Here is a 22,741-nt window from a genome sequence, read left to right on the forward strand (position 1 = left end):
ACGGGGCCTGCAACGACGGCGCACGACGGCGCACGACGGCGCACGACGTAAACGCAAAAGGCCGGTTCGCGAGAACCGGCCTTCTTTGTTTGCGCAAGCCTTGGCGCCTACGCGCGCATCAAACCTGCGCGCCCGCGTTCGGATCTTCCGGATCGTGGGCTTCCTTCTTGTCCTTGATCAGGTCTTCGCGCTTGACGCCGAACCACATGGCAAGAGCCGCGGCGACGAACACCGACGAGTAGATACCGAACAGAATACCGACCGTCAGCGCGAGCGCGAAGTAGTGCAGCGTCGGGCCGCCGAACAGGAACATCGACAGCACCATCATCTGCGTACAGCCGTGCGTGATGATGGTTCGCGACATCGTGCTGGTAATCGCGTGGTTGATCACTTCGATCACGCTCATCTTGCGTTCGCGGCGGAAGGTTTCGCGAATCCGGTCGAAGATAACCACCGACTCGTTGACCGAATAGCCGAGCACCGCGAGCACCGCGGCCAGCACCGACAGCGAGAACTCCCACTGGAAGAACGCGAAGAAGCCGAGAATGATCACGACGTCGTGCAGGTTGGCGATCACGCCGGCGATCGCGTACTTCCATTCGAAGCGGAACGACAGGTAGATCACGATGCCGGCCACCACGCAGGCGAGCGCGAGCAGACCGTCGGTGGCGAGTTCCTTGCCGACCTGCGGACCGACGAACTCGACGCGCTGCAACTGCACCTCGGGCGTGTCGGCCTTCAGCGCGCCCATCACCTGGTCGCTCTGCTGAGCGGACGTGAAGCCCGCCTTCAGCGGCAGACGGATCAGCACGTCGCGCGAGGAGCCGAAGTTCTGCACCTGCGCGTCGGCATAGCCGAGCTTGCCCAGCGTGTTACGCACCGGGTCGAGCGGCACCGCGCCCGGATACTGAACCTCGATCACGGTACCGCCGGTGAATTCCACCGACAGATGCAGCCCGCGATGCACGAGGAAGAACACGGCGGCGAGGAAGGTGATCAGCGAGATCGCGTTGAAGACCAACGCGCGCTGCATGAACGGAATGTCTTTACGGAAACGGAAAAATTCCATGGTCTTGTTCTCCGGGACTCAGCGGGATGAACCCGGTTTCTGCGGCGTCGAGTCATTCGACGTCGGCGTGCCCGGCGCATTGCGGCGACGCACGGTCGGCTTCGCGCGACCCTGCGCGCCGGCCGCGGCCGGTGCCTTCGAGCTTGCCTTCGCGCTCGCCTTCGCCGTGGCGATGGCTTGCGCGGTGTCGGTCGCGGCGTCGCTGCCGCCGAGGCTGCCGGCGTAAGCGGCCGAGCCTGCGGCTGCCGCTTGCGGACGCCACACCTGGCCGATCGACAGCGACTTCAGCTTCTTCTTGCCGCCGTACCAGAAGTTGACCAGACCGCGCGAGAAGAACACCGCCGAGAACATCGACGTCAGGATGCCGATACAGTGGACGATCGCGAAGCCGCGCACCGGACCCGAGCCGAACGCGAGCAGCGCGAGGCCGGCGATCAGGGTGGTCACGTTGGAGTCGAGAATCGTCGCCCATGCATGCGCGTAGCCGTTCTGGATGGCCAGTTGCGGCGGCGCGCCGTGGCGCAGCTCTTCACGCACGCGCTCGTTGATCAGCACGTTCGCGTCGATTGCCATACCAAGCGCGAGCGCGATAGCGGCGATACCCGGCAGCGTGAGCGTGGCCTGCAGCATCGACAGCACCGCGACCAGCAGCAGCAGGTTCACGGACAGGCCGATCATCGAGATCACGCCGAACAGCATGTAGTACGCGATCATGAACACGGCGATCGCCGCGAAGCCCCACACGACCGAGTGGAAGCCCTTCTTGATGTTGTCGGCGCCGAGGCTCGGGCCGATCGTGCGTTCCTCGATGATTTCCATCGGCGCGGCGAGCGAACCGGCGCGCAGCAGCAGCGCGAGGTCGGCGGCCGCTTGCGGGGTCGGCTGGCCGGTGATCTGGAAGCGATCGCCCAGTTCCGACTGGATCGTCGCGACCGTCAGCACTTCGCCCTTGCCGCGCTCGAACAGCACCATCGCCATCGGCTTGCCGATGTTGTCGCGCGACACGGCGGCCACCGCGCGGCCGCCGGCGGAGTCGAGACGGATGTTGACCGACGGACGCTGATGCTCGTCGAAGCCCGCGGACGCGTCGATGATGCGGTCGCCGGTGAAGATCACCTGCTTGCGCAGCAGCACCGGCGCCTGGTTGCCTTGCGTGAAGAGTTCATCGCCCGGCGGCACCGGGTCGTTCGGGTTCGGATGCGTGTTGACGGGGTCGGCGAGGCGCGCTTCGAGCGTCGCCGTACGACCGATGATGTCCTTCGCCTTCGCGGTGTCCTGCACGCCCGGCAGCTCGACCACGATGCGGTCCGCGCCCTGTTGCTGGATCACCGGCTCGGCCACGCCGAGTTCGTTCACGCGGTTATGCAGCGTCGTGATGTTCTGCTTGAGCGCGGCGTCCTGCACCGTGCGCTGCACGGCCGGCGTGAACGTGCCGACGAGCTGCACGCCGCCGTCCGCGCCGGTGTTCGGCTGCGATGCCCACTGGAGTTCGCTGACGCTGCGGCCGAGCAGCTTGAGCGCTGCGTCCGCCGCGGCCTGGTCGGCCAGATTCACCACCACCGACTGGTTCACGCGATTCACGCCGCCGTCGCGGATGCGGTTGTCGCGCAACAGCGTGCGCACGTCCGAAGCGTCCGAATCGAGCTTTTTGTTCAGCGCGCCGGCCATGTCGACCTGCAGCAGGAAATGCACGCCGCCACGCAGGTCGAGGCCGAGGTACATCGGCAGTGCGCGCAGCGCGGCCATCCAGGTCGGCGATGCGCTTTGCAGGTTCAGTGCGACGATGAACTGCGGATCGTTCGGGTCGCTATTGAGCGACTTCTGCAGCAGGTCTTTCACGCGCAGCTGCGTGTCCGTGTCCGTCAGACGCACGCGGATGTTCGCGTTGGTCTGCGAGTTGTCGAACGTGATTGCGGTCGGCTTGATCTGATTGCCCGCGAGCGCGGCTTCGACCGACGCCAGCGTGGTGGCGTCGAGCCTGACCGTGGCCTTGCCGCTCGACACCTGCACCGCCGGCGCTTCGCCGTACAGATTGGGCAGCGTGTACACGAGGCCGATGACCAGAGCCACCAGCATCACGGCGTATTTCCAGAGGGGGTAGCGATTCATGAGTGGTCCAACGGGAAGGTTGGCTTGTATTCGATGCGTCCGGCGATGAGCGCGGGCGGTTCAGCGAAGTGCGTGAATCGACGGCGAGGCCGCGCCGGACGCGGGAGAGCAGGCCTTAAAGCGACTTGATCGTGCCCTTCGGGAGAATCGTCGTGACCGACGCCTTTTGCACGGTGATTTCGGTGCCTTCCGAGATTTCGACGCCGACGTAGGCTTCGCCCACCTTCGTCACCTTGCCGACGATGCCGCCGTTCGTCACGACTTCATCGCCCTTGGCCATCGCTGCGAGCATGTTGCGATGTTCCTTCTGGCGCTTCATTTGCGGGCGAATCATGATGAAGTACAGCACGCCGAACATCAGGATCAGCGGCAGGAAGCTCATCAGGTTCGATTCGATACCGCCTGCTGCAGCGCCTTGCGCGAAGGCATTGGAAATGAACGACACGTTGGTCTCTCCGTTATCAGTCAAACTAACAAAAAAGTCAGCCGATTATTCTACCACCGGCCACACGCGCGCCGGCGCGGCGAATCGGCTTTGCGATCAACCGTTTAAAGGTCCGATTCGGGGCAAATTCAGCGGCCGGCGAAAGTGAATTGTAAGTTGCGTGTGCCCGGCACGCCGCGACAGCGCGGATTCCTCGGCGGAATCCGCGTGTCGGGCCGTCAGGACGAGGGCTCGACGCCGCGCGCGCGGTCTTCGTGGAAGCGCTTGCGGAACGCGTCGAACAGCTTCGCCTCGATCGCGTCGCGCATTTCCTGCATCAGTTCCAGGTAGTAGTGCAGGTTGTGGATCGTGTTCAGCTGCGCGCCGAGGATTTCGCCGACGCGATGCAGGTGGTGCAGATAGCCGCGCGTGAAGTTGCGGCAGGTGTAGCAGCCGCATTGCTCGTCGAGCGGGCGCAGCGAGTTCTTGTGCGTCGCGTTGCGGATCTTGACGTCGCCGAAGCGCGTGAACAGCCAGCCGTTGCGCGCGTTGCGCGTCGGCATCACGCAGTCGAACATGTCGACGCCGGCCGCGACCCCGGCCACCAGGTCTTCGGGCGTGCCGACGCCCATCAGGTAGTGCGGCTTGTCGGCCGGCAGCTTCGGGCCGATGTGGTTCAGGATCCGCATCATGTCTTCCTTCGGCTCGCCGACCGACAGACCGCCGATCGCGAGGCCATGGAAGTTCTTTTCGGCGAGGCCGGCGAGCGACTCGTCGCGCAGATCCTCGAACATGCCGCCTTGCACGATGCCGAACAGCGCATTCGGATTGCCGAGGCGCTGGAATTCGTCGATCGAGCGTTGCGCCCAGCGCATCGACATGCGCATCGATTCGGCCGCTTCCTTGTGCGAAGTCGGGATATTGTTGGTCGCGTACGGCGTGCATTCGTCGAACTGCATCACGATGTCCGAGTTCAGCACCTTCTGGATCTGCATCGACACTTCCGGCGACAGGAACAGCCGGTCGCCGTTGATCGGCGACGCGAACGTGACGCCGTCTTCGGTGATCTTGCGCAGGTCGCCGAGCGAGAACACCTGGAAGCCGCCCGAGTCGGTCAGGATCGGCTTCTTCCAGCCCATGAAGCCATGCAGGCCGCCATGCGCCTCGATGGTTTCGAGGCCGGGGCGCAGCCACAGGTGAAACGTGTTGCCGAGAATGATCTGCGCGTGCATTTCCTCGAGCTCGCGCGGCTGGACCGCCTTCACCGTGCCGTAAGTGCCGACCGGCATGAAGATCGGTGTCTCCACCACGCCGTGATTGAGCGTGACGCGGCCGCGGCGCGCGAGGCCGTCGGTGCCGAGCAGTTCGAATTTGAGGCCATTCTCCGGGCGCTCGTGGCCAGGATGTTGCGAGGGATGACCAAGGGTCATGGGGATCACTCCTGTGCTACCGGAAAACAGTCCGGCGCAATCAATGAAAAGCGCCACGAGGGATCGCGGCGGCTAGGAAAACTGCAAATGCGTTGCAACAGTACTTGAGCCGGCTCAGGCATCGCGCCGCGTCAGCAGCATCGCGTCGCCGTAGCTGAAAAAGCGGTAGCGCTCGTCGATCGCATGACGATACGCGGCGCGAATAGTCTCGACGCCCGCGAATGCCGACACCAGCATCAGCAGTGTCGATTTCGGCAAATGGAAGTTCGTGACCAGCCGGTCGACCACGCGGAACCGGTAGCCCGGCGTGATGAAGATGTCGGTTTCGGCGCTCGCCGCGGCGAGCGGGTGGCCGGCGGCTTCGGCGTCGCGGGCGGCGGCTTCGAGGGCGCGCATCGACGTCGTGCCGACCGCGATCACGCGGTTGCCGCGCGCTTTGGTCGCGGCGATCTTGTCCGCGAGCGCTTGCGGCAGGTGATACCACTCGCTGTGCATCTTGTGCTCGGCGATGTTTTCGACCCGCACCGGCTGGAACGTGCCCGCGCCGACGTGCAGCGTCAGCGTGGCGCGTTCGACGCCATGCGCGTCGAGCCGGGCGAGCAGCGCGTCGTCGAAGTGCAGGCCGGCGGTCGGCGCGGCGACCGCGCCCGGGTTCTGCGCGAACACCGTTTGATAGCGGGTTTCGTCGGTCGCGTCGGGATCGTGCTCGATGTACGGCGGCAGCGGCAGACGACCGTACTGCTCGATCAGCATCAGACAGTCGTCGGGGAAATGCAGCGTGTAGAACTGATCGACGCGCTCGCCGACCGTGACGTCGAACGCATCCGCGAGACGGATGGTCGTGCCCGCCTGCGGGCTCTTGCTCGCGCGGATCTGCGCAAGCGCGCTGCGCTCGCCGGTCAGGCGCTCGACCAGCACTTCGACCTTGCCGCCGCTCGCCTTCTGGCCGAAGAAGCGCGCCTTCAGCACCTTGGTGTCGTTGAACACGAGCAGATCACCCGGCGCGACGCACTCGGGCAGCTCGGTGAAGCGGCGGTCGATCAGGCGCGCGGCGCCATCGGCGGCACCTGCGGGGTCCACGTCGAGCAGACGGCTTGCGCTGCGCTCGGGCAGCGCGACTTGCGCGATCAGTTCGGGCGGCAGATCGAAATCGAAATCGGAAAGCGTAAACATGCGAACGGCTGGAAGCGGGTTGGGACTGATTTGGGACTGAATTGAGCCGAAGCCGGAGCCGGGCGGCTATGATGGCGGGACGCCGAAGCGGCCCGCACGCGCCCTGTGCCGCGTCCTGATGACGCTGGACGCGCGAAGGGCGGCACGACTCATTATTTTCGACAGCAGCCGATATTGTACTTGCGAAGCAGCCTATGCCTTTGTCCGACCGCCGATCGTCCGTTGCCACCCTCGAAGCGGGCGCCGAACCGCGGCGCCGCGGTGCGCGAGCGGAAGCGGCGGAGCGGGATGCGGGCGAAGGCGGCGCGAACGTCGGCATGACAGCGGCTGGCCACGATATCGAACGCGGCGGCGGCCATGCCGGCGCCGCCGCGGGCGAACCGCCGGACCAACTCGCCGCCGCTCACGAGAGCGACGACAAAGCCGCCGCCAGGACCAAAGCCACGGCCTCAGCGAAGGCCGCCAAATCCGCTCCCAAAGCCCCAGTCAAAACCGCCGACAAGCTCGCCAAACTCGGTCTCACACGCGATATCGACCTCGTTCTGCATCTACCGATGCGCTACGAAGACGAAACTTCGCTGACGCCGATCGGGCATCTGCTGCCCGGTGGCATCGCGCAAACCGAGGGCGTGGTGTTCGACAACGAGATCGCGTATCGCCCGCGCCGGCAGCTGCTCGTGAAGCTGCGCGACGCCGACGGCGACGAGCTGGTACTGCGCTTTCTGAATTTCTACGGCTCGCAGGTCAAGCAGATGGCGCTCGGCGCGCGCCTGCGCGTGCGTGGCGACGTGCGCGGCGGCTTCTTCGGCATGGAGATGGTGCATCCGGCCGTGCGCGTCGTCGATGAAGACACGCCGCTGCCGCAGGCGCTGACGCCGGTCTATCCGAGCACCGCGGGCGTGTCGCAGGCCTATCTGCGCAAGGCGATCGACAACGCGCTCGCGCGCACGTCGCTGCCGGAACTGCTGCCCGCGTCAGTGGCGCGCGCGTTTCTCGAACCGCTCGGCGTGCCGGCGCTGATGGACGCGGTGCGCACGCTGCATCATCCGGGCGCGCAGTCGGACGAAACGGCGCTGATCGACGGCACACATCCAGCCTGGGTGCGCATCAAGTTCGAAGAGCTGCTCGCGCAGCAGATGTCGCTGAAGCGCGCGCACGACGAGCGTCGCACGCGCGCCGCGCCGGCAATGCCGCGCCGCAAGCTCGGCGACGAATCGGCGCTGGTCGCGCGCCTGCTGAAGGCGCTGCCGTTTTCGCTGACGGCCGCGCAACAGCGCGTCGGCGGCGAGATCGCGCTCGATCTGACGCAGCCGCATCCGATGCAGCGGCTGCTGCAGGGCGACGTCGGCAGCGGCAAGACGATCGTCGCGGCGCTCGCCGCCGCGCAGGCGATCGACGCCGGCTACCAGGCCGCGCTGATGGCGCCGACCGAAATCCTCGCCGAGCAGCACGCACGCAAGTTGCGCGGCTGGCTGGAGCCGCTCGGCGTAAGCGTCGCGTGGCTCGCGGGCAGTCTGAAGACCAGGGAGAAGCGCGCCGCGATCGAAGCGGCCGCGCTCGGCACCGCGCAGCTCGTGATCGGCACGCACGCGATCATCCAGGATGCGGTCGAGTTCGCGCGTCTCGGGCTCGTGATCGTCGACGAGCAGCATCGCTTCGGCGTCGCGCAACGGCTCGCGCTGCGCGCGAAGGCGCAGGGCGCCGCCGACGGCGCGGCGGACTTCCAGCCGCATCAGCTGATGATGTCCGCGACGCCGATACCGCGCACGCTCGCCATGACTTACTACGCGGACCTGGACGTCTCCACGATCGACGAACTGCCGCCGGGCCGCACCCCGATCCTCACGAAGCTCGTGTCCGACGCGCGCCGCGAAGAGGTGATCGGCCGCGTGCGCGAGGCGGCGCTGACGGGGCGCCAGGTGTACTGGGTATGTCCGCTGATCGAGGAAAGCGAGACCCTGCAGCTGCAAACTGCGGTCGAGACCTACGAGACGCTCGTGGCCGCGCTGCCCGAGCTGAAGGTCGGGCTCGTGCACGGGCGTCTCGCGCCTGCCGAAAAAGCCGCGGTGATGGACGCGTTCACGCGCAACGAGATCCAGCTGCTGGTCGCGACCACGGTGATCGAAGTGGGCGTCGACGTGCCGAACGCGTCGTTGATGGTGATCGAGCATGCGGAGCGCTTCGGTCTCGCGCAGCTGCATCAGTTGCGCGGACGGGTGGGGCGCGGCAGCGCCGCGTCCGTGTGCGTGCTGCTGTACACCGGGCCGCTGTCGATGACCGCCCGCGCCCGTCTGCAAACGATGCGCGAAACCACCGACGGCTTCGAGATCGCCCGACGCGACCTCGAAATCCGCGGGCCCGGCGAATTTCTCGGCGCGCGGCAGTCGGGCGCGGCGATGCTGCGTTTCGCCGATCTGCAGAATGATCAGCACCTGATCGAGCCGGCGCGCGAGGCCGCCGCGACGCTGCTCGAGCAGTATCCGGACGTGGTCCTCCAGCATCTGGCGCGCTGGCTCGGCGCGCGCGAGCAGTATCTGAAAGCCTGATCTCGCCACCACTCACGCCTCGTCATGCGTCGCACATCTGCTCGCGGCACGTGGACCGGCTAAAAGGTTGGCGAACCGACCCTATAGGTGTATAACTAGAACCTATCGAATTCATCGCACTGATTGATCCCCGAATGACGCTCACCGAATTGAAATACATCGTGGCGGTGGCCCGCGAGCGGCACTTCGGCCGGGCCGCCGAAGCGTGTTTCGTCAGCCAGCCCACGCTGTCCGTCGCCATCAAGAAGCTCGAAGACGAGCTGAACGTGCAGATTTTCGAGCGCGGCACCAGCGAGGTCAGCGTCACGCCGATCGGCGAACAGATCGTCACACAGGCGCAACGCGTGCTCGAGCAGACGCTCGCGATCAAGGAAATCGCCAAGCAGGGCAAGGACCCGCTCATGGGTCCGCTGCGGCTCGGCGTGATCTACACGATCGGGCCGTACCTGCTGCCCACACTCGTCAAGCAGATGATCCAGCGCGTGCCGCAAATGCCGCTGATGCTGCAGGAAAACTACACGCTGAAGCTGATCGAGCTGCTCAAGCAGGGTGAAATAGACGTCGCGATCATGGCGCTGCCGTTTCCCGAAACCGGTTTGATGCTGCGCCCGCTGTACGACGAGCCGTTCGTCGTCGCGCTGCCGTCCGGTCACGCCTGGGAAAGCCGCCCGAAGATCGACCCTGACGATCTGAAGCAGGAAACCATGCTGCTGCTCGGCAGCGGCCACTGCTTCCGCGATCACGTGCTTGGGGTATGTCCCGAACTGATGCGCTTTTCGCAGAACGCGGATGGCATCCAGAAGACTTTCGAGGGCTCGTCGCTCGAAACGATTCGTCATATGGTCGCGAGCGGCGTCGGTATTACCGTGCTGCCGCGCATGTCGGTGCACGAGGTCAAGCCGCATGCGGGCGGTATCGACGCGGGCCTGCTCAGCTACGTCGCGTTCGACGAGCCGGTGCCCGATCGCCGCGTCGTGCTGGCATGGCGCAAGAGCTTCACGCGCATGCCCGCGATCGACGCGATCTGCGAAGCAATCGCCGCCTGCGACCTGCCGGGCGTCAAAAAGCTAGATCTGCCCGCCGCCGTCAACTGACTCGCCGTTATCGCGCTGCCGCGCCGGACGCCGGGGCGGCAGGCCGCGAAAAAGCGCGCAGACGCTATCGAATAGATTAAATTAATCAAATAAGAATATTCGATAGCTATTGCTATAGTTTCCTCCACGGATCGCCCGATCCCCTTATCGATAAGGCTCAGCGCCTCGACCCGTCGCTCGGGGCGTGTGACAAGCCAGGAGGAAAACAACATGCAAGCGGATTCACAATCCATCCACGCTTTTCCCGCGCAACCGGCCACGACGGCCGCCGCGCTGAGTTTGCGCACCATCGCCGTGTCGTTGCTGGTCGACCGGGTACTGGCCGCCTGACGTACCGACCGATGACGGCATCCACCGCCGCCCGGATGCCTCGCACTTTCCCTCTGATTCGACCAAGACCACGCAGGAGCACCCATGTCAGAACGTAAGCTCACCAACGCCGCCGGCGCGCCCGTCGCCGATAACCAGAACTCGATGACCGCCGGTCCGCGCGGCCCGGTCGTGCTGCAGGACGTCTGGCTGCTCGAAAAGCTCGCGCACTTCGATCGCGAAGTGATACCCGAGCGTCGCGTTCACGCGAAGGGTTCGGGTGCGTTCGGCACGCTGACGGTGACGCACGACATTTCGCGCTACACGAAGGCGCAGGTATTCGCGCAGGTCGGCAAGCAGACGCCGCTTTTCATGCGCTTTTCGACGGTGGCCGGCGAGCGAGGCGCGGCCGACGCCGAGCGCGACGTGCGCGGCTTCTCGATCAAGTTCTACACCGAGAACGGCAACTGGGACGTGGTCGGCAACAACACGCCGGTGTTCTTCATCCGCGATCCGCTGAAGTTTCCGGACTTCATCCATACGCAGAAGCGTGATCCGTACACGAATCTGCGCAGCAACGTCGCCGCGTGGGATTTCTGGTCGCGTCATCCGGAGTCGCTGCATCAGGTGACGATTCTGATGAGCGATCGCGGCATTCCGAAGAACTACCGGCAGATGCACGGCTTCGGCTCGCACACATACTCGTTCATCAACGCGAACGACGAGAGGTTCTGGGTCAAGTTCCACTTCAAGTCGCTGCAGGGCATCGAGAACTTCACCGACGCCGAAGCCGCCCAGGTGGTTGCCAATGACCGCGAAAGCGCGCAGCGCGATCTGGTGAGCAGCATCGACGCGGGAAACTTTCCGAAGTGGCGCTTCGCGATTCAGGTGATGCCCGAAGCGAATGCGGCGAATTACCGCTTCAATCCGTTCGACATCACGAAGGTGTGGTCGCAGAAGGACTATCCGTTGATCGACGTCGGCACGATCGAGCTGAACCGCAACGCGGCGAACTATTTTGCGGACGTCGAGCAGGCGGCCTTCACGCCGGCGAACGTGGTGCCGGGCATCGGCTTTTCGCCGGACCGTCTGTTGCAGGGGCGTCTGTTCTCGTACGGCGATACGCAGCGTTACCGGCTCGGCATCAATCATCACCAGATTCCGGTGAATGCGCCGCGCGTGCCGAACCCGCATTCGTTCCATCGCGACGGCGCGATGCGCACCGACGGCAATCTCGGCGGCAACGTGAATTACGAGCCGAACCGCTTCGGCGACTTCGCGCAGGATGCGAACGCGTCGGAGCCGCCGCTCGCGGCGGGGGCGGTCGCGCGTTACGAGCATCGCGAGGACGACGACTACTACTCGCAGCCGCGCATGCTGTTCGCGCTGTTCGACGACTCGCAGCGTCAGCGTCTGTTCGGCAATATCGCGCGGCATATCGACGGCGTGCCGCAGCAGATCGTCGCGCGTCAGATCGAGCATTTCCGTCGCGCCGATCCGGCTTACGCGGAAGGGGTGATCGCGGCGCTCGCGGTATTGCAGGAAGGCAGGAACCGCCAGGCGTGATGTGCGCGGCGGATCGCAACGCAGTAGCAAAGTAATCGACGGCGCAGCGCATTGCTGCGGTCCGTCACGAAACGAACCGGGAGTTCGATCATGATCCAGATGATGATGGCAAGCATCGGCGCACCAGCCGCCACGCGCGGCATGCAGTTGCAGCGGCAGGCGTTCATGTTGCGCAAGGCGGTGGGCCTTGCGATCGTCGCGAGCGGCTTTGCGGTGCTCGCCGCGCAGGCGTTGCAACACACGCTGGGCGGCTGACGCAGTGCCGCCGGAATGGCGGCGCAGCAACGCTTTCAAGCCGGTCTCACGCAAGCCTTGCAGCGTTTCACGCTACACTGTCGAACGTTTGATCTCTGTTTCTGCAGACCGTCATCTGTCGACCGGTTCGTATCACTCTTCAAAGGAGTCATCATGGCCAAGAAAGAAGCCGCCGCAGCAGTACAGCACGTCAACATCGGTATCAGCGACAAGGATCGCAAGAAGATCGCCGATGGTCTGTCGCGTCTGCTCGCCGACACGTACACGCTGTACCTGAAGACCCACAACTTTCACTGGAACGTCACGGGTCCGATGTTCAACACGCTGCACCTGATGTTCGAAACGCAGTACAACGAACTCGCACTCGCGGTCGACTCGATCGCCGAACGCATCCGCGCGCTGGGCGTGCATGCGCCGGGCAGCTACAAGGATTTCGCGAAGCTGTCGTCGATCCCCGAAGCGGAAGGCGTGCCGGCCGCGGAAGACATGATCCGCCAGCTGGTCGAAGGTCAGGAAGCCGTGGTGCGCACCGCGCGCGCGATTTTCCCGTCGACGGAAGCCGCCAACGACGAACCGACCGCCGACCTGCTCACACAACGCATGCAGACGCACGAAAAGACCGCGTGGATGCTGCGCTCGCTGCTCGCCTGAGTTGCCGCGGTTGAGCCGGTCGAATCACGTTTGATGCCGGCGCGGGCAACGCCCGCGCCGCGCTAGAAGCGCACGAGCCTCCCTTGCACGGGAGGCTTTGTTTTTTGCGCCGCCGTCACGTGATGCGCAGGTGCGAGCGCGTGGCGCCTCGCTATGCGGCCGCTCGAATCCAGGGCCGCCGCGCGCTTCCCGTAAAATAGGCGCACCGTGTTCGCACTTCACCGAATTCGTCCCATGTTCGCCCGACTTCCCCTGTATCTGCGCCTCGTGCGCATGGACAAGCCGATCGGCAGCCTGCTGCTGCTGTGGCCGACGCTCAACGCACTGTGGATCGCATCCGGCGGTCATCCGTCGTGGCAATTGCTGGTGATCTTCACGCTCGGCACGGTGCTGATGCGCTCGGCCGGCTGCGCGATCAACGACTACGCGGACCGCGATTTCGACCGGCACGTGAAGCGCACCGAAAACCGGCCGATCACGTCGGGCAAGATCAATGCGTGGGAAGCGGTCGTGCTGGCTACTGTTCTGTCGCTGATCGCGTTCCTGCTGATCCAGCCGCTCAATGCGTTGACCAAGGAGTTGTCGGTGGTCGCGCTGTTCGTCGCCGGCACGTATCCGTTCATGAAGCGCTTCTTCGCGATTCCGCAGGCGTATCTGGGCATCGCGTTCGGCTTCGGCATTCCGATGGCGTTCGCCGCGGTGCAGGATCACGTGCCGCTGCTCGCGTGGGTGATGCTGGTCGCGAACATCTTCTGGGCCGTTGCGTACGACACCGAATACGCGATGGTCGATCGCGACGACGACATCAAGATCGGCATCCGCACGTCGGCGCTGACCTTCGGCCGTTTCGACGTGGCCGCCGTCATGCTGTGCTACGCGGTGACGCTCGGGATTTACGTCGGCATCGGCCTGACGCTCGGGTTTGGTCCGCTGTACTGGCTCGGCTGGGCGGTCGCGGTGGGTTGCGCGATCTATCACTACACGCTGATCCGTCATCGCGAGCGCATGCCGTGCTTCGCCGCGTTCCGTCACAACAACTGGCTCGGCGGGGCGTTGTTCGCGGGGATCGCCGCGCATTACCTGATCACGTCGTTCTGATTCGCGTCAGCGCTTTGCTGGCTTCGAATCGCTGCTGTTTCTACACGCCGTAGGCGCTTGTCCTGATTGGAAAAGGACAGTCGCGCTACGGCGTGTTTGTTTCTGCTGCTTCTTTGCGATGCCGATTCGCGTTACTGCTTGCCGAACTCGTCGCCCATCTCGCGCGCCCGCGCGTCGGCGGCGAGTGCGCCGCGCACGATCGCGTCTTTGATGCCGCTCGCTTCGAACGAGGCGAGCGCCGCCGCGGTCGTGCCGCCTTTCGAGGTCACGCGCTCGCGCAGCACGCTCGTCGGCTCGTCGGAATTGGCTGCGAGTTGCGCGGCGCCCGTGAACGTCGCGACCGCGAGTGCGCGCCCCTGCGCTTCGTCCATACCGAGCTGGCGTGCGGCTTCCTGCAGCGCTTCGATGAAATAGAACACGTAGGCCGGCCCGCTGCCCGAGATCGCGGTGACCGCGTCGATCTTCGCTTCGTCGTCGAACCAGACGGTTTCGCCGACCGCGCCGAGCACCTGCGACGCGAGCGCGCGGCCCGCTTCATCGACGCTGCTGCTGGCGACGAGACCCGTCACGCCCATGCCGATCAAGGCCGGCGTATTCGGCATCACGCGCACGATGCGGCTGTGGCCATCGAGCCAGCGCGACATGTCGCCGATGCGAATGCCCGCGACGATGCTGACGATCAGTTGCGACTCGCGCAGATGCGGCGCCACCGTTTCGGCGACGCTCTTCAGGATCTGCGGCTTCACCGCAAGCACGACCGCGTCGTAGTCGGCGAGTGCGCTGTCTGCGGCCGCGCCGGTGCGGATGCCGAATTGCTGCTCGTTGCGCTTGCGCGCGTCTTCGTTCGGATCGATCGCGTACAGGTCCGCGGGCGTGACGCCGCGCTTGATGAGGCCGCCGATCAACGCCGCGGCCATATTGCCGCCGCCGATAAACGCAATTTTCATGATGGTCCGGATGGGTTCAGGTGAGATGCGCAAATGCGATGAGGGCTTCGCGCGGCCAGATTCGCGCGAGGCCCGTGGAAAAGCTCAGCGCGAGTAATCGCGCGCGCCGAAGATCGCGGTGCCGACGCGCACGATCGTCGCGCCTTCGAGCACGGCCGCTTCGAGATCGGCCGACATGCCCATCGACAGGGTATCGAGTTCGAGCCCGTCGTTACGCAAGCGCTCGAACAGCTCGCGCAACTGGCGATGCGGCGCGCGTTGTTCTTCGAGATCGCCGGCCGGTTCGGGAATCGACATCAGTCCGCGCAGCTTCAGCTTCGGCAGCGCGGCGATCTGTTGTGCGATAGCGACCGCTTCGTCGATGGCGACGCCACTCTTCGACGTTTCACCGCTGACGTTGACCTGCAGGCAGACGTTGAGCGGCGGCAGGCCGTCTGGGCGCTGCTCCGACAGTCGCTGCGCGATCTTCAGCCGATCGACCGAATGCACCCAGTCGAAATGCTCGGCAACGGGCCGCGTCTTGTTCGATTGCAACGGCCCGATGAAATGCCATACGAGCAATGAGCGCAGATCGCCGAGCGTCTGGATCTTGTCCAGCGCTTCCTGCACGTAGTTCTCGCCGAACGCGCGCTGACCGGCCGCATGAGCGGCGCGCACGGCGTCGGCGGGAAAGGTCTTGGAGACCGCGAGCAGCATCACGGACTGCGCATCGCGGCCGGCCGCTTGCGCGGCCCGGGCGATGCGCTCGTGCACGTCAGCGAGATTGTGAGCCAGGTGCTCGGCGAGACTGTGAGGCAGATCGGACATGGAACGAACCGGTGTTCAGCGAAGACGATGCCCCGATTATACGGACAGCATGTGCTCGACCAATTCGATCCAGTGCGCGACCGGCGTCGACGTGCCGCTTTGCAGATGCGCGATGCAGCCGACGTTCGCCGACACGATCACCTGCGGTTCCTGAGCCTGCAAACGCTCGAGCTTCTGGTCGCGCAGCGCGTACGACAGGCGCGGCTGCATCAGCGAGTAGGTGCCGGCCGAGCCGCAGCACAGATGGCTGTCGGCGGGCAGGCGCACTTCGACGCCGAGCGCGCTGAGCAGTTGCTCGACCTTGCCGCGGATCTGCTGGCCATGCTGCAGCGTACAGGGCGGATGAAACGCGACCGTGTGCACCGAGCGGCGGCGCGTAATCGCGACGAGCTGTTCTTCGAACTCGGGCAGGATCTCGGCGATGTCGCGCGTCAGTTCGACGATGCGGCGCGCCTTCTCCGCATAGTTGGGATCGTGGCGCAGCAGGTGCGCGTATTCCTTGACCGTCGCGCCACAGCCCGACGCGTTCATCACGATCGCTTCAACCCCTTGTTCGACGTAGGGCCACCATGCGTCGATGTTGTTGCGCAGATCGTCGAGCGCTTCGTCGTGGTAGCCGAGGTGCAGGCGGATCGCACCACAGCAGCCGGCTTCGGGTGCGACCAGGGTTTCGATGCCGAGCGCGTCGAACACGCGCGCAGTCGCGATGTTGACGTTCGGCATCATCGACGGCTGCACGCAGCCCGCGAGCATCAGCACCTTGCGTTCGTGTTTCGCGCTCGGCCATTCGAGCGGACGCTGGCGCGGCGGCACCTTGTCGCGCAGCTTCTTCGGCAGCAGGCCGCGCACGTGCTGACCGAGGCGCATCGCGGGCGAGAAGATCGCGCTGTTCGGCAGCACGCTCGCGAGCAGGCGCCGCATCAGCCGCTGATTGAGCGGCCGCGTGACTTTCTCTTCGGTGAGCTTGCGGCCGATTTCGACGAGGCGCCCGTATTGCACGCCCGACGGGCAGGTCGACTCGCAATTGCGGCAGGTCAGGCAGCGGTCGAGGTGAACCTGCGTACTGCGCGTGACCGGCGCGCCTTCGACCATCTGTTTGATCAGATAGATGCGCCCGCGCGGGCCGTCGAGCTCGTCGCCGAGCAGTTGGTAGGTCGGGCAGGTGGCCGTGCAGAAACCGCAATGCACGCATTTGCGCAGGATGGCGTCCGCTTCGTTGCCATCGGGCGTATTGCGAATGAAGTCCGCGAGGTTGGTTTGCATCGCGTCGCTCAGAAGTCAGAGTAGAGACGGCCGCGGTTGAAGATGCGGGCCGGGTCGAATGCGTGTTTGAGGCCGCGATGGATTTTCATCAGCGGTGCGGGCAGCGGGGTGAATACGCCTGCGCTGCGGTCGTAGCCGTGGCCGCTGCGGAAAATAGTGGCGTGGCCGCCCGCCTGCTTCGCGCTGATGCGCACGGTTTGCGCGTCGGTGTCGGTGATCCACCAGCGCTGGCCGCCGCCCCATTCCATCAGTTGCGCGCCGGGCAGCTGCAGCGGCTCGGTGATCGACGGTAGCGCGAGACGCCACAGCGCGGCCTTCGGCGGAATGCCGGCAAAGAACGAGTCGGTCTGTTCGCGCAGGCCGGCCCAGAAGCGTTCGGCTTCGACCGCATCGACGACTTCGCCGCCGAGCCCGGTGCGCGCGGACTTGACCGCGGCTTCCGCGCCGCCGAGCCGCACCGCGAGCGTGCCGTTGCGCCATGCGCTTGCGGTGATCGGCAGAGGCCGGCCGCCCCATTCGTTGAGCTTGCGGACCGCGTCGGTGCCGTTCATGTCGAACTTCAGCGTGGCTTCGACCTGCGGCCGCGGCAGCACTTTGACCGACAGTTCGAGGATCAGCCCGAGCGTGCCGAGCGAGCCCGCGAGTAGCCGCGACACGTCGTAACCCGCGACGTTCTTGACGACCTGGCCGCCGAAGTGCAGCACCTGGCCCTGGCCGTTCATTACGACGGCACCCAGCACGAAGTCGCGCGCGGCGCCGACGGCCGGCCGGCGCGGCCCCGAAATGCCCGCGGCGATACAGCCGCCGAAGGTGGCCTGCGGACCGAAGTGAGGCGGCTCGAACGCCAGCATCTGGTCGTGCTCGGCGAGCGCGGCTTCGATTTCCAGCAGCGGTGTTCCCGCGCGCGCGGTGATCACGAGCTCGGCCGGATCGTACGCGATGATGCCGCGATAAGCGCGCGTGTCGAGGATCTCACCTTCCAGCGTCTGGCCATACCAGTCCTTGGTGCCGCCGCCACGGATGCGCACCGCGCGTCCCTCGGCGCTGGCCGCACGCACGCGTTCGGACCATACGGCGACGATGTCGTCCTCTTCCATGGTGTCCTGCTCGTTGTGTTTCGTTTGATTGTACCGGGCGGCGGCTCGCTGGCAAGCCGGAGCGCACCCGCACTACGGGGCGCGGCGCATCGGTCTGCAGGGGACGGCACAAAATGCCGCGCACGCTGCGCCAGCATCGGCGCGGCGTGCGGCGAACGGCGGATGCGCGATGCAAACGCCCGCCGCTAGAAGCGCGGCAGCTCGGGATGAGGCAGCAGCCCGCCGCGCACGTGCATCTTGCCGTATTCGGCACAGCGCGCCCGCGTCGGAATACCCTTGTCGGGGTTCAACAGACCGGGCGCGTCGAATGCTCGCTTGACCGCGTGGAACGTGTCGCGCTCCTCGGGCGAGAACTGCACGCACATCGAATTGATCTTCTCGATGCCGACGCCATGCTCACCCGTCACCGTGCCGCCGAGCTCGACGCAAGCTTCGAGGATGTCGGAACCGAACAACTCGGCGCGATGCCACTCGTCCTGGTCGTTGCCATTGAAGAGGATCAGCGGATGCATGTTGCCGTCGCCGGCATGGAACACGTTGATGCAGCGCAGCCGGTACGTCTTCTCCATCTCCTCGATGCGCGCGAGCAGCGGCCCGATACTGCGGCGCGGCACGGTGCCGTCCATGCAGTAGTAGTCCGGCGAGATGCGGCCGGCCGCCGGAAACGCGTTCTTGCGCCCGGACCAGAAGCGCAGGCGCTCGGCTTCCGTGCGCGAAATCTGGATACGGGTCGCGCCGTGCTCGCGCAGCACTGCGGTCATGCGCACGATCTCGGCCGCGACTTCCTCGGGCGTGCCGTCCGATTCGCACAGCAGGATCGCCGCCGCGTCGAGGTCGTAGCCTGCGTTGACGAACTCCTCGACCGCGCGCGTGGCGGGCTTGTCCATCATCTCGAGGCCGGCCGGGATGATGCCCGCCGCGATGATGCCCGCCACGGCGTCGCCGCCTTTGACGACGTCGTCGAAGCTGGCCATGATGACCTGCGCCGTTTGCGGCTTCGGGATCAGCTTGACGGTGACTTCGGTGACGATTGCGAACATGCCCTCGCTGCCGATCAGCACCGCGAGCAGATCGAGCCCAGGCGAGTCAGGTGCGAGCGAGCCGAATTCGACGATCTCGCCTTCCATCGTCACCGCGCGCACGCGCAGCACGTTGTGCACGGTCAGGCCGTATTTCAGGCAATGCACGCCGCCCGAGTTCTCGGACACGTTGCCGCCGATCGTGCAGGCAATTTGCGACGACGGGTCCGGCGCATAGTAGAGGCCATACGGTGCCGCGGCTTCCGAGATCGCCAGATTGCGCACGCCCGGTTGCACGGTCGCGATACGCGCATACGAGTCGACCTCGACGATCTTGCGAAAGCGCGCGAGCGACACCACCACGCCGTGCCGGATCGGCATTGCGCCGCCGGACAGCCCGGTGCCCGCGCCGCGCGGCACGATGGGTACTTCGAGGCGATGGCAGATCTGCACGATGCGTTGCACCTGCGATTCGGTTTCCGGCAGCGCCACGGCGAGCGGCAGACGGCGATACGCGGCGAGGCCGTCGCATTCGTACGCGACGGTATCTTCCTCGCGATACAGCAGACAGTGGGTCGGCAACACGGCCATCAGCGCCTGCACGACCTCGCGCTGACGCTGCGCGAGTACTTCGGCCGACAGTTCAGCGGGTGCGTTCATGTGAGTTGTCTCCTCGTGGCTTGCGCCGGTCCGGCTTCGCGGTGCGAGCCGACTGTTTCGTGCGGCCTGCTTCGCGTCACTTGCGTATTCATCAGGCTGGCGCGGTTGCCGTTCGACGTTTCAGCGGCTCGCCGCGGCCAGCTTTGGCAGCCTCGATCAGGCCGCCGCCCAGGCGAAAATCTTGCCCGGGTTCATCAGATTGCGCGGGTCGAGCGCGTGCTTGATGGAGCGCATCGTGTCGACCGCGACGTCGCCGTGCTCCTCGAGCAGAAAGCCCATCTTGTGCAGACCGACGCCATGCTCGCCGGTGCAGGTGCCGTCCATGCGCAGCGCGCGCTGCACGATGCGACGGTTCAGGCGCTCGGCCTCCTCGAGTTCTTCGGGCTTGTCGGGGTCGATCAGGATCGCGACGTGGAAGTTGCCGTCGCCGACATGGCCGACGATCGGGCAGGGCAGCGGTGACGCCAACAGATCCTGTTCAGTCTCGACTACGCATTCGGCGAGACGCGAGATCGGCACGCAGACGTCGGTGGTCACCGCGCGCGAGCCGGGCTTCAGCTGCAGCATCGCGAAATAGGCGTTGTGACGCGCGTTCCACAGCCGGCTGCGGTCTTCGGGGCGGGTCGCCCATTCGAAGCCTTCACCGGCATTCTGTGCGGCGATTTCCTGCACGAGTTCGGCCTGTTCCTTGACGCCGGCCTCGGTGCCGTGAAATTCGAAGAACAAGGTGGGTGCTTCGCGCAGCGTCAGATTCGAATGGCGATTGATCGAGCGGATCGCCAAAGAATCGACGAACTCGACGCGCGCGATCGGCACGCCGATCTGGATCGTCTCGATGACCGCACGCACCGCATCGCCCATCGACGGGAACGTGCACACCGCGGCCGACACCGCCTCCGGCTGCGGATAGAGGCGCACGGTGATTTCGGTGATCACGCCGAGCGTGCCTTCCGAGCCGACGAACAGGCGCGTGAGGTCGTACCCCGCCGACGATTTGCGCGCGCGCGTGCCGGTCTTGATCACGCGGCCATCGGCGAGCACGACCGTCAGGCCGAGCACGTTCTCGCGCATCGTGCCGTAGCGTACGGCGTTGGTACCCGACGCGCGGGTCGCCGACATGCCGCCGATGCTCGCGTCGGCGCCCGGGTCGATCGGGAAGAACAGGCCGGTGTCGCGCAGCGCTTCGTTCAGTTGCTTGCGAGAGATGCCGGGCTCGACGGTGACCGTCAGGTCTTCGGCGTTGATCGACAGCACCCGGTTCATTTCCGACAGATCGATCGACACGCCGCCTTGCACGGCAAGCAGATGCCCTTCGAGCGACGAGCCGTTGCCGTACGGAATGATCGGCACGTCGTACTGGCCGCACAGCTTGACGGCGGTTTGCACGTCTTCGGTCGTGCGCGCGAATACGACGGCGTCAGGCAGTTGCGGATCGAATGGCGATTCGTCGCGGCCGTGGTGCGCACGCACGGCTTCGGCAACGGACACCCGGTCGCCAAAAGCGGCTTTGAGCTGGTTCAGCAATTCGGCGGGAAACGGCCGGCGTAGCGGCGCCGGCGGCACGGGATGGTTCACGCATGTCTCCTGTCGATCGGAGTTGGCGCTCGAGCGCCAACTCCGGTCCCATGAAAGTATCTTTAGGTAACAGCCTGCTTGAGCCTGTTTGCAGCAGCTGTTTCATTTTACGCTGTTCGCCCGCCAGGCGGCGCTGGGCCGGCTTCCGCTCATATAATGGCGGCGCTTTCGCGATGCGTGCAATATGGATAAACGTGGTGCCCGCATCGCCACTGAATGTATGGGAGACATCATGGGCAATCGCCTCAGCAAGATCGCCACTCGCACCGGCGACGACGGCACCACCGGTCTCGGCGACGGCCGCCGCGTGCGCAAGGACAGCGCGCGTATCGCCGCCATCGGCGACGTCGACGAACTCAATTCGAATCTCGGCGTGTTGTTGTGCGAGAACCTGCCCGAGAACGTACGCGCGGCGCTGGTCGCAATCCAGCACGACCTGTTCGATCTGGGCGGCGAGCTGTGCATTCCGGGTCACACCATGATTACCGGGCAGCATCTCGCGCAGCTCGACGGCTGGCTCGCCGACTACAACGCCGCGCTGCCGCCGCTGAAGGAATTCATTCTGCCGGGCGGTTCGCGCGCGGCCGCGCTCGCGCATGTATGCCGCACCGTTTGCCGCCGCGCGGAGCGCGCGATCGTCGCGCTTGGCGAACACGAGGCGCTGAACGCGGCGCCGCGTCAGTACGTGAACCGGCTGTCCGATCTGTTGTTCGTGCTGGCGCGCGTGCTCAATCGCGCGGACGGTGGCACCGACGTGCTGTGGCAACACGATCGCGACGCACCTTGAATGGCGACGCCCATGCGCGTATAGACACGCGCGGTGCTTCGTATGAGCCGACGTTCAACCGACGGCGAGCGTGACCGGCTTGCCGATGCGGCTCAGCATTTCCACGAGCGTGTCGATCGTGAACTTGGTGGTTTTCTTGTTGACGACGTCGGACACGCGCGGGCGCGACACCATCAGAATTTCGGCCGCCTCGGCCTGCTTCAGATGATGCTGTTCGATCCACGTGGACAGCTCGGTCATCAGCTGTTCCTTGAGCAGCCGCGTGTCGTTGATCTGCTTTTGCGACGCTGCGTGAAGGCGCCTGGCTTCTTCGGCGGAGAAACCGAGTTCGAGGAACACGTTCGCGCCGGCTCGCGTTACGTGACGGATGTTGGTGTCGATCGTCATGGCTGGATGGTCCTGTAATGGGTGATGGCGCGGTAGCGCGCTTCGGCAATTTTTCTGTCGTGCGGGCCGAGCTTCTGTGTTTTCTTCTGAAAGCAGTGCAGTACGTATAGCGCTTCGGCGTATTTGGTCACGTACATCACGCGAAAAACTCCTTCCTCGTCTCTGATGCGGATTTCGCGCGTTCCCGCGCCGATCGAGTCGAATGGTTTCCAGTCGTCGGGATCGAGTCCTGACTGAATCTTGTGAAGCTGAAACCCGGCGAGACGACGCGCTTCGTCGGGAAAAGCGAGCAAATCGCGGTAGCTGGAGCCTAACCAGCGGATTTCTTTTTCCTGCTCCATCGCCACCTCATGTATAAAATCTTATACGCATTCTCCAACCCGGTCAAGTCGCGCAAGCGACCAGGCAACGAGCTATGACGATAGCGAGGCGGCAGGCTCAGTACCATTCATCCGAATGGCCAATAAAAAAACCC

At 65.2% G+C, this 22,741-nt stretch carries 20 protein-coding genes; 7 read left to right on the top strand and 13 right to left on the bottom strand.

Going from position 1 to position 22,741, the window contains the following annotated elements; translation table 11 throughout:
• Window positions 1-118: 118 nt before the first annotated feature.
• From secF to queA, 5 genes are all read right to left on the bottom strand, one after another.
• Entirely contained in the window at window positions 119-1,069 is a 951-nt protein-coding gene (gene secF / locus L0U84_RS02260; protein ID WP_233847239.1) for a protein translocase subunit SecF, read from the bottom strand.
• Between the two features lie 18 nt (window positions 1,070-1,087).
• Complete coding sequence (secD, locus tag L0U84_RS02265; protein WP_233847241.1) at window positions 1,088-3,178, bottom strand: protein translocase subunit SecD; 2,091 nt, start codon at window positions 3,176-3,178, stop codon at window positions 1,088-1,090.
• Between the two features lie 115 nt (window positions 3,179-3,293).
• A complete protein-coding gene (gene yajC / locus L0U84_RS02270) occupies window positions 3,294-3,623 on the bottom strand; it encodes a preprotein translocase subunit YajC (protein WP_233847250.1) in 330 nt (109 codons plus the stop codon).
• Window positions 3,624-3,841: 218 nt separating this feature from the next.
• Window positions 3,842-5,032 (bottom strand): tRNA guanosine(34) transglycosylase Tgt, encoded by a 1,191-nt coding sequence (tgt, locus tag L0U84_RS02275; protein WP_233847252.1) that lies wholly within the window; start codon window positions 5,030-5,032, stop codon window positions 3,842-3,844.
• A 114-nt stretch (window positions 5,033-5,146) separates the two neighbouring features.
• Window positions 5,147-6,205, bottom strand: a complete 1,059-nt coding sequence (queA, locus tag L0U84_RS02280; protein WP_233847255.1) for a tRNA preQ1(34) S-adenosylmethionine ribosyltransferase-isomerase QueA — start codon at window positions 6,203-6,205, stop codon at window positions 5,147-5,149.
• A gap of 194 nt (window positions 6,206-6,399) precedes the next feature.
• Between queA and recG the strand changes: the two genes are divergently transcribed.
• From recG to ubiA, 6 genes are all read left to right on the top strand, one after another.
• On the top strand, window positions 6,400-8,751 hold the full coding sequence (gene recG / locus L0U84_RS02285; protein ID WP_233847257.1) for an ATP-dependent DNA helicase RecG: 2,352 nt from the start codon (window positions 6,400-6,402) through the stop codon (window positions 8,749-8,751).
• A 134-nt stretch (window positions 8,752-8,885) separates the two neighbouring features.
• Window positions 8,886-9,845 (top strand): hydrogen peroxide-inducible genes activator, encoded by a 960-nt coding sequence (locus L0U84_RS02290; RefSeq protein ID WP_233847259.1) that lies wholly within the window; start codon window positions 8,886-8,888, stop codon window positions 9,843-9,845.
• 414 nt (window positions 9,846-10,259) lie between these two features.
• Window positions 10,260-11,720 (top strand): catalase, encoded by a 1,461-nt coding sequence (locus L0U84_RS02295; RefSeq protein WP_233847261.1) that lies wholly within the window; start codon window positions 10,260-10,262, stop codon window positions 11,718-11,720.
• Window positions 11,721-11,810: 90 nt separating this feature from the next.
• A complete protein-coding gene (locus L0U84_RS02300) occupies window positions 11,811-11,975 on the top strand; it encodes a hypothetical protein (RefSeq protein ID WP_233847263.1) in 165 nt (54 codons plus the stop codon).
• A 153-nt stretch (window positions 11,976-12,128) separates the two neighbouring features.
• A complete protein-coding gene (locus tag L0U84_RS02305; protein WP_233847265.1) occupies window positions 12,129-12,626 on the top strand; it encodes a Dps family protein in 498 nt (165 codons plus the stop codon).
• Between the two features lie 234 nt (window positions 12,627-12,860).
• Window positions 12,861-13,724 carry a 4-hydroxybenzoate octaprenyltransferase gene (ubiA, locus tag L0U84_RS02310; protein WP_233847267.1) on the top strand — a complete coding sequence of 288 codons (864 nt, stop codon included), beginning with the start codon at window positions 12,861-12,863 and terminating at the stop codon, window positions 13,722-13,724.
• A gap of 131 nt (window positions 13,725-13,855) precedes the next feature.
• Here the strand turns inward: ubiA and proC are convergent, their stop codons facing one another.
• The 6 genes from proC to L0U84_RS02340 form a co-directional block, all read right to left on the bottom strand.
• Window positions 13,856-14,671: a pyrroline-5-carboxylate reductase gene (gene proC, locus L0U84_RS02315; RefSeq protein WP_233847269.1), complete on the bottom strand. Its 816-nt coding sequence runs from the start codon at window positions 14,669-14,671 to the stop codon at window positions 13,856-13,858.
• Window positions 14,672-14,755: 84 nt separating this feature from the next.
• Window positions 14,756-15,478 carry a YggS family pyridoxal phosphate-dependent enzyme gene (locus tag L0U84_RS02320; protein WP_233847271.1) on the bottom strand — a complete coding sequence of 241 codons (723 nt, stop codon included), beginning with the start codon at window positions 15,476-15,478 and terminating at the stop codon, window positions 14,756-14,758.
• Between the two features lie 36 nt (window positions 15,479-15,514).
• Window positions 15,515-16,741: a glycolate oxidase subunit GlcF gene (glcF, locus tag L0U84_RS02325; RefSeq protein WP_233847279.1), complete on the bottom strand. Its 1,227-nt coding sequence runs from the start codon at window positions 16,739-16,741 to the stop codon at window positions 15,515-15,517.
• Window positions 16,742-16,749: 8 nt separating this feature from the next.
• Window positions 16,750-17,838, bottom strand: a complete 1,089-nt coding sequence (gene glcE / locus L0U84_RS02330; RefSeq protein WP_233847281.1) for a glycolate oxidase subunit GlcE — start codon at window positions 17,836-17,838, stop codon at window positions 16,750-16,752.
• A 185-nt stretch (window positions 17,839-18,023) separates the two neighbouring features.
• Window positions 18,024-19,517, bottom strand: a complete 1,494-nt coding sequence (locus tag L0U84_RS02335; RefSeq protein ID WP_233847290.1) for an FAD-linked oxidase C-terminal domain-containing protein — start codon at window positions 19,515-19,517, stop codon at window positions 18,024-18,026.
• Between the two features lie 156 nt (window positions 19,518-19,673).
• The gene (locus tag L0U84_RS02340) at window positions 19,674-21,092 is read right to left on the bottom strand and encodes an FAD-linked oxidase C-terminal domain-containing protein (RefSeq protein ID WP_233847299.1); all 1,419 of its coding nucleotides are present in this window, start codon (window positions 21,090-21,092) and stop codon (window positions 19,674-19,676) included.
• Between the two features lie 232 nt (window positions 21,093-21,324).
• Here L0U84_RS02340 and L0U84_RS02345 point away from each other — a divergent pair, with 232 nt between their 5' ends.
• Entirely contained in the window at window positions 21,325-21,879 is a 555-nt protein-coding gene (locus L0U84_RS02345) for a cob(I)yrinic acid a,c-diamide adenosyltransferase (RefSeq protein ID WP_233847308.1), read from the top strand.
• 54 nt (window positions 21,880-21,933) lie between these two features.
• Here L0U84_RS02345 and L0U84_RS02350 read toward each other — a convergent pair whose 3' ends face one another.
• Both L0U84_RS02350 and L0U84_RS02355 read right to left on the bottom strand, forming a co-directional pair.
• Window positions 21,934-22,266: a helix-turn-helix domain-containing protein gene (locus L0U84_RS02350; protein WP_233847310.1), complete on the bottom strand. Its 333-nt coding sequence runs from the start codon at window positions 22,264-22,266 to the stop codon at window positions 21,934-21,936.
• Window positions 22,263-22,607: a type II toxin-antitoxin system RelE/ParE family toxin gene (locus L0U84_RS02355; RefSeq protein WP_233847312.1), complete on the bottom strand. Its 345-nt coding sequence runs from the start codon at window positions 22,605-22,607 to the stop codon at window positions 22,263-22,265. The genes L0U84_RS02350 and L0U84_RS02355 overlap by 4 nt, the downstream gene beginning before the upstream one ends.
• Between the last annotated feature and the right edge of the window lie 134 nt (window positions 22,608-22,741).

It is taken from the genome of Paraburkholderia sp. HD33-4, from assembly GCF_021390635.1.
Classification (GTDB): domain Bacteria; phylum Pseudomonadota; class Gammaproteobacteria; order Burkholderiales; family Burkholderiaceae; genus Paraburkholderia.